Source organism: Actinomycetota bacterium, assembly GCA_030682655.1.
GTDB lineage: Bacteria > Actinomycetota > Coriobacteriia > Anaerosomatales > JAUXNU01 > JAUXNU01.
In genome coordinates this window covers 1-1,108 of sequence record JAUXNU010000138.1, presented here as the reverse complement: position 1 = coordinate 1,108, position 1,108 = coordinate 1, and the positions used below count along the sequence as shown (strand labels likewise).

1 protein-coding gene is annotated in these 1,108 nt (G+C 69.3%); it reads right to left on the bottom strand.

The window, feature by feature from the left end:
• Nucleotides 1–1,108, bottom strand: a 1,108-nt coding sequence (locus tag Q8K99_08835; protein ID MDP2182658.1) for a hypothetical protein, incomplete at both ends; no start/stop codon positions are given.

Genomic DNA, 1,108 nt, shown 5'->3' with positions numbered 1-1,108 from the left:
GGCGGCCTGGGTCGCGCCGTGGATGGTGCGGACGTCGGCCGTCTCGTGGCAGTCGACGCACTCCTGGCTTGCCGGAGCGGTGTGGATCGTCGTGATGTCGCCGTGGACCGTGTGGCACGTCGAGCAGTCCGCGCTCGCCGTCGCCCAGTCGATGCGGCCCGCGTCGGCGTTCAGGTGGCAAAGCGCGCACGTATCGGTGTACTGCGGGTAGCGTGCGAGGTACGGGGCGTGCGCCTCCGGCAGCGTCTTGGCCGCGTGACAGCCGGCGCTCACGCAGCTCGGGTCCATGGCACCGAAGGTGTGCTTGGCGTTCATGGTCCGGTGGTACTCGGTCCCGGAGACGCCGTGGCAGCTAGCGCATTCGGCCGTCTCTAGGCTCACGTCAGGCACGCGGGCCGGGTTGCCGTGGCACACCCAACACGCTCCCTCGGGAGCGGCGGCGTGCACGGGCTCGACGTTCACCCCGGCCAGGGGATCCTTGTCGTGGCAGCGCCCGCAACCCAAGCTAGCAGGGGTAGTGGCGGTGTGTGCAACCGTCTTGCCGGCGTGGAAGGCGCTGTGGCATCCGGAGCTGGTGCAGTCAGTCGTGGTCGGTGGCGTCGCGGGTCCGGTATGACACGCGCTGCACCCACCGCCGGACAGACCCGCGTGGACGACGGACACGTCGCCAACGTCATGGCATCCGGAACCGGCGCAGTCGGTGCGTGTCGAGACGTGGTCATCCGCCTGCCGGTCGTGCTTGACCGCGTGACAGGCCGCGCAGCTGTCGTCCCACGGCGCCGTGAATCCGTCCACATAGGTCTCGTGGCACTGGACGCAAGAGACCGGTCCTGCCGAGGACTTGAAGTGCTCTGTCTTGAGGTCGGTGTAGTGGCACTGGTCGCAACCGGCGTCGGACGCCGCGTGTTCCGCGGTCGGATAGTGCTTCGTGTCGACCGGCGAATAGGCGTGGCAGCTCGTGCACTTCGTCGTCGCGGGCAGCGTGCGCCCGTCGTGGCAGACCACGCACGAGGCGGCCTGGGTCGCGCCGTGGATGGTGCGGACGTCGGCCGTCTCGTGGCAGTCGACGCACTCCTGGCTTGCCGGAGCGGTGTGGATCGTCGTGATG